The following is a 5,580-nucleotide window of genomic DNA, read 5'->3' as shown; positions in this document are numbered from 1 at the left end:
CCTGACGGATGCACCGGGGACCGAGTTGCCTCCACCACCAAAAGTCTACAAGGGCCAGTTACCAACTATGCAGATGCTCAGGCAGGCCGATGACCAGCGGTTGATTCTGCGCCTGTGGAAGACAGATGCTGTGCTTGGAGATTGCCCGGTCTATGCAGGGCATATTCTGCAGGAGAAGATCAACGACGTTCTTGGTCTGTTTGTAATGATTGAGTCGCAGCCGGTTGAGACTCTTGCTGTGCTGGAGTCTGTGCAGGCGAATCTTGAGAGTCTGCGTTGTATTTCTCGATCTGAGTCTTGAACTCCTCGGTCAGGCGTTCACGGTACTCGTCGGGTGCAAATATCCATATCAGGGCCCATAACAGCAGGATGATAATTGCGGCATTGCGGATCAGTCCGGCGACACGCGGGTTCTCCTTCAAGCTTGTGACGCGATTACGATTGCTGGTGTAGGTCTCAGCGATCCACGCCAGGAATCTGAGCGGCGGGCCGTACAGGAATCTGAATACATCTCCGATGCGCGACATGGGCTAGTCTCCCCAGCGCTGGCTGAGCCAGTTCTCAATGCCAAGATGGTCGAGGATGCGTGACACCATGAAATCCACCACCTCGTTGACAGTTTTCGGATTGGTATAAAATCCCGGATTGGCGGGCATGATGGTCGCTCCTGCGCGTGACAGCTTCAGCATGTTTTCAAGATGAATCTCAGAGTAGGGTGTCTCCCTGACGACCATGATCAGAGAGCGACGCTCCTTGAGCATGACGTCGGCACTGCGGTCGATAAGATCATCGCAAATGCCGTTGGCTATGCTGCCGAGTCTGCCGGTAGTGCAGGGGCAGATAACCATGGCGGCCGGTGGATTGGATCCGCTGGCGACGGGCGCCATCCACTGCTGGCGACCAAATACCGAGAGCTGGTCGTCGCTGATATTGAAATGGTCACACAGCACTTGTTGTGCGTCTGCCGCACGTGATGGCAGTTCCAGTCCGGCCTCCATCTGCATGACGATCAGCGCGGCTTGTGAATAGAGCAGGTAGACTTCGCGGTCTGCTGCAAGCAATTCCTCCAGCAGGCGCAGACCATAAGCGGCACCCGATGCCCCTGTCCAGGCAAGTGCTATGGGGCCGTCATCAACAATGTCCATGGTTAACTCCCTCGTTCATTCAGTGCATCAAGAATGCGCTGATGGATATTTTCGAAACCAGCGTTGCTCATCACCAGGATCGTGTCCCCTGCTTTCGCTTCCTGTTTCAACAGATCGACAATCGTTTTGCTTTCGGAACAGACTTCAGCCTTGTTGCCGAGTGGCCTGAAAACACTCTCTGCATCCCATTCAAGAGATGCCGGCGAGTAAACCAGCACGCGGTCAGCCTGCTGCAATGAGGCCGGTAATGAATCTGCATGAATACCCATGCGCATGGTATTCGAACGTGGTTCTAGTACTGCGATGATGCGTGCATCTCCGACCTGTTTGCGTAATCCCGTGAGCGTTGTTTCAATTGCTGTCGGGTGATGTGCGAAGTCATCATACAGGCGAATGCCCTCGACCTCACCACGCAGTTCCATGCGACGCTTGACGTTCTCGAACTTGCCCAGCGCCTCGATTGCCACAGATGTCGGAACACCAGCGTGACGAGCGGCTGCAATAGATGCGAGCGCATTTCGAACATTATGATCACCCGTCAGCTCCCATTCAACAACTCCGGCTTCGGTTCCGTCGATACTTACGCGGAAGCGGCTGCCGTCGGCCTCGAGCAATTCGGCCTGCCAGTTGCCATCAGGGCCGAGAGTTGCGAGAGGTGTCCAGCATCCCATCTCCAGAACTTCTTTTAGTGGCTGGTCATCCGCCGGTGCGATCAGCAGGCCATTGCCCGGCACAGTACGTACAAGGTGATGAAACTGGCGCTGAATCATCTGCAGGTCATCAAAGATGTCCGCATGATCGAATTCAAGGTTGTTGAGTACGGCGGTTCGCGGGCGATAATGCAGGAATTTGGAGCGTTTGTCGAAGAAAGCCGTGTCGTACTCATCCGCCTCGACGACGAAGAAGGGTGCATCGCCCAGGCGTGCCGAGAGGCCGAAGTTTTTCGGTACACCGCCAATCAAAAAGCCGGGATTGAGGCCTGCATCTTCCAGAATCCAGGCAATCATACCGCTGGTAGTGGTTTTGCCATGGGTACCTGCAGCAGCGATTACCCAGCGGTCATTGAGAATCTGTTCGGCGAGCCACAGCGGGCCGGATGTGTAACGCAGTCCCGCATCAAGCATGTATTCAACTGCCGGATTGCCACGTGTCATGGCATTGCCGACCACGACAACATCGGGCGCAGGCTTCAGGTGCTCCGCCTCGTAACCACTCATCAGCTCGATGCCGGCAGCTTCCAGCTGGTCACTCATGGGAGGATAGACATGGGCATCGGAACCCGTCACGCGGTGACCCGCCTGCTGCGCCAGCAGGGCGATGCCACCCATGAAGGTGCCGCAGATTCCCAGAATATGTATATGCATGTTGCTTATTCTAAATGTGTATCATGGCATCATACATTTGAATTCGAAGCCAACCAATGCCTCATCAACTAATTGAAACGGACGCGCAGCTCGAAGAGCTGCTAAAACGCTGGCAGGATGCCGATATCATCACTGTCGATACCGAGTTTTTACGTGAACGTACTTACTACCCGAAACTCTGCCTGTTGCAGATGTGCTGGCAGGATGAGGCGGTGGCTGTCGATGTGCTGACGATCAGGAATCTTGCGCCATTACAAGACTTTGTGTGTGACAGAAGCCGCCTCAAGGTGTTCCACTCGGCACGCCAGGACCTTGAACTTTTGTTGCACGAGTGGGGCGAGGTTCCGCAGCCGCTGTTTGACTCCCAGGTGGCAGCTGACCTTGTCGGCGCGGGAGAACAGAGCGGCTATGCGCGGCTGGTCGAGGCGGTGTTCGATGTTGTACTGCCGAAGGATGTAACGCGAAGTAACTGGTGCGGACGTCCGTTGAGTGATAAGCAGCTCGACTATGCCTACGCCGATGTGACCTGGCTGTGGAAGCTCTATCAGCATCTCGATGCCGAATTGACGCGTCTGCATCGACATGCGTGGATGCGAGAGGAGATGGAGTTGCTTGAGAGAGAATCGCTGCACCGGGTTGACCCGAAGAATGCCTGGCTGAAGGTCAAGGGACGTCATCGCCTCAATCCGCAGCAGTTGACCCTGCTGCAGCAACTCGTGGAGTGGCGCGAGGAGATGGCGATGAAAAAGGATTTACCGCGCAAGTGGGTTCTTGGTGATGGCTTCCTGCTTGAGTATGCTCAGAACCAGCCCCTTACAGTCGAGGAGCTGCTCGCCCTTGACAGGAAGTCACAGCGTCAGCTTGAGCGTTATGCAAAAAAACTGCTGCACATTGCCTCGGAAGTGCGCCAGTTACCTGGCGCCAGCTGGATTCACGAGGCGCAGAAGCCGCGCCTCAAAGGAGAGCAAAAGAAGCGCCTCGCAGAACTGGAATCTCAGCTGCAAACGATTGCCACTCGCGACACGATTGCGCCGGGAATAATTGCCTCGCGTAGTCAGTTGATCAAACTGATGAGCGGCGAAAGTCTGCATGAAGAAACTTCATGGAGAGCGGCGATTATTGATGCCTTGTTGTCAGGCCCGGAGGCGTCAGGGGAGTAACACAAGTGGTAAAAAAGTTGTGCTAAACTCATTTCATCATCTGTAAAAAAGGGATCAGTAATAATGAACGTGCTCTATGCAGAACATCCAACCATGTTCAAGACCAATCCGATAGGATTTATCATTACCCTGTTGCTGTTTCCTTTAGGGATTGCACTTGGCATTATTGTCGAGGTACCCATTTACAAAGCTGTTCTGTCACTCGGTCTTGTAGGCGCCGGCGTAATCATCCTGCTGACATGGTATGTCAAAAACAAGGCTTCGAAGCTGGTGGTAACGGATACCGAAATTCATTTTGAAGAGGGCTTGCTGAGCAAGAGTAACGCCGAGATCAATATCAGTAGTGTCAGAACAGTCAAGGTCAAGCAGACATTTCTGGATCGCATCATGGGCTCAGGTACGATCGAAGTCTATACTGCTGGTGATACACCGGAATTTGTTGCCAAGGGAATGCCAGATCCACACAAAATTCGTGATTTAACCTGATACGGGGAATCGAGCGTGCTTGGTGATACAGACAACAGGGACCAAAATGATTCTCGCAAGACCGCCATTGCATTGATCTTGTTGGTGTTGGTGCTTGTTGGAGCCGCAGTTCTGATGCTACCGGCGCTTGGTGAGATCGTCTCTGTCGCTGACTTGAATACGGGGCTGGGGCTCAAGGATGCCGCTGGCATCGGCTTTTTTGTTACCCTCGTGGTAATGATCGTTCTCGCAGTCGCTGCGGGTGACGGGTTGATCGGCGAAGTGCAGTATATGATTGGCGGCTTTTTCACCTTTTTCATTTTTATCTGGCTCATGCTGGCCTGGATCTTCTAGCAGCACATTCACGTACTACCCCATATAAATCATTGATTCATATCACGCAATGCACAATTGGCCTGTGAGATAATTCCTGTTGTTAACAGAAATTCAGGATCGATACACAAAATGATTGAAGTAAATGGTCAGCAGATGACACCAGAAGAGCTGCTTGCTGCATACGAAGAGGCAAAGAACGCAGAGCAGAATCTGAAGAAAGCGGCGAAGAAAGCGCTTAAGCGCAGGCGCGAGGAGCAGTCACTCAAGCCCTACCAGGCCGAGTTGATTCTCATGCAGAAATATCTTGAGGAAACCGGGCGCCGCATGATCATTTTGTTCGAGGGGCGTGACGCCTCCGGCAAGGGCGGCACGATTCGTCGTGTGACCCGCTACATGAACGAGAAACACAATCGTGTTGTTGCTCTCGGCAAGCCAACCGAGAACCAGCGCAGCCAGTGGTTTTTTCAGCGCTACGTTGCCCAGTTCCCGCGAGGTGGAGAAGTCGTGCTGTTTGACCGCAGCTGGTATAACCGCGCCGTGGTCGAGCCTATCTTCGGTTTCTGTACACCCGAGGAGTACGCGAACTTCATGCGTGGTGTTACCGGTTTTGAGAAGGACCTGGTGAGGCAGGGAACAATTCTCGTCAAACTCTATTTCAGTGTCACCAAGGATGAGCAGGAACGCCGTTTCGAACGCCGCAAGACAGACCCTCTGCGTCAGTGGAAATTGAGTGAGGTCGATTTGCAGGCGCAGGAACGCTGGGATGACTTCACCAACCAGAAGTACGAGATGCTGAAAAAGACGCATACCAACCACGCGCCGTGGACAGTGATTCGCTCGAATGACAAGTTTGCTGCGCGGCTCAATGCAATGCGTGTGATTCTGAACGCTGTTCCCTACAAGCGAGGTAACACAGAGCTGGATTATGTGCCTGATCCGAATATTGTTATTTCAGGTGCGCGCGAAGTGGAGTCGATGGAAGCAGAGAGACTCAGAAGCGGTCATTTCGTCGGCTGATTAATTTTCGCGGCCTGACAAGCGGGCCGCCAGCAACAGTAACAGCACGAGTGCAGCTGCAGGGTAGATGCCAAACTTCGAGTAGGGCGTCAT

At 53.5% G+C, this 5,580-nt stretch carries 7 protein-coding genes; 5 read left to right on the top strand and 2 right to left on the bottom strand.

The window, feature by feature from the left end; all coding sequences use genetic code 11:
- The coding region (locus BOW51_RS11420; protein ID WP_217349020.1) for a hypothetical protein at window positions 1-301 on the top strand (301 nt) is incomplete at its 5' end.
- A gap of 229 nt (window positions 302-530) precedes the next feature.
- Here the strand turns inward: BOW51_RS11420 and BOW51_RS07085 are convergent.
- Window positions 531-1,145: a flavin prenyltransferase UbiX gene (locus BOW51_RS07085; RefSeq protein WP_078477080.1), complete on the bottom strand. Its 615-nt coding sequence runs from the start codon at window positions 1,143-1,145 to the stop codon at window positions 531-533.
- A 2-nt stretch (window positions 1,146-1,147) separates the two neighbouring features.
- A complete protein-coding gene (mpl, locus tag BOW51_RS07080; protein ID WP_078477079.1) occupies window positions 1,148-2,509 on the bottom strand; it encodes a UDP-N-acetylmuramate:L-alanyl-gamma-D-glutamyl-meso-diaminopimelate ligase in 1,362 nt (453 codons plus the stop codon).
- A gap of 56 nt (window positions 2,510-2,565) precedes the next feature.
- Between mpl and rnd the strand changes: the two genes are divergently transcribed.
- From rnd to ppk2, 4 genes are all read left to right on the top strand, one after another.
- A complete protein-coding gene (gene rnd, locus BOW51_RS07075) occupies window positions 2,566-3,669 on the top strand; it encodes a ribonuclease D (RefSeq protein ID WP_078477078.1) in 1,104 nt (367 codons plus the stop codon).
- A 63-nt stretch (window positions 3,670-3,732) separates the two neighbouring features.
- Entirely contained in the window at window positions 3,733-4,155 is a 423-nt protein-coding gene (locus BOW51_RS07070) for a PH domain-containing protein (protein WP_078477077.1), read from the top strand.
- A 15-nt stretch (window positions 4,156-4,170) separates the two neighbouring features.
- Window positions 4,171-4,488 carry a hypothetical protein gene (locus tag BOW51_RS07065; protein WP_078477076.1) on the top strand — a complete coding sequence of 106 codons (318 nt, stop codon included), beginning with the start codon at window positions 4,171-4,173 and terminating at the stop codon, window positions 4,486-4,488.
- A gap of 111 nt (window positions 4,489-4,599) precedes the next feature.
- Window positions 4,600-5,487, top strand: coding sequence for a polyphosphate kinase 2 (ppk2, locus tag BOW51_RS07060; RefSeq protein ID WP_078477075.1), 888 nt, complete (start codon window positions 4,600-4,602; stop codon window positions 5,485-5,487).
- Window positions 5,488-5,580 lie beyond the last annotated feature (93 nt).

Origin of the sequence: Solemya elarraichensis gill symbiont (assembly GCF_002021095.1) — a bacterium.
Classification (GTDB): domain Bacteria; phylum Pseudomonadota; class Gammaproteobacteria; order Chromatiales; family Chromatiaceae.
Note: the sequence above shows the minus strand (reverse complement) of the source record. Positions and strands in the feature narration are given on the sequence as shown.

Excerpts from the sequence above, each read along its gene's own strand:
- mpl (WP_078477079.1), bottom strand. The coding sequence starts at position 2,509 with ATGCATATACATATTCTGGGAATCTGCGGCACCTTCATGGGTGGCATC.
- ppk2 (WP_078477075.1), top strand. The coding sequence starts at position 4,600 with ATGATTGAAGTAAATGGTCAGCAGATGACACCAGAAGAGCTGCTTGCT.
- rnd (WP_078477078.1), top strand. The coding sequence starts at position 2,566 with ATGCCTCATCAACTAATTGAAACGGACGCGCAGCTCGAAGAGCTGCTA.
- BOW51_RS07085 (WP_078477080.1), bottom strand. The coding sequence starts at position 1,145 with ATGGACATTGTTGATGACGGCCCCATAGCACTTGCCTGGACAGGGGCA.
- BOW51_RS07070 (WP_078477077.1), top strand. The coding sequence starts at position 3,733 with ATGAACGTGCTCTATGCAGAACATCCAACCATGTTCAAGACCAATCCG.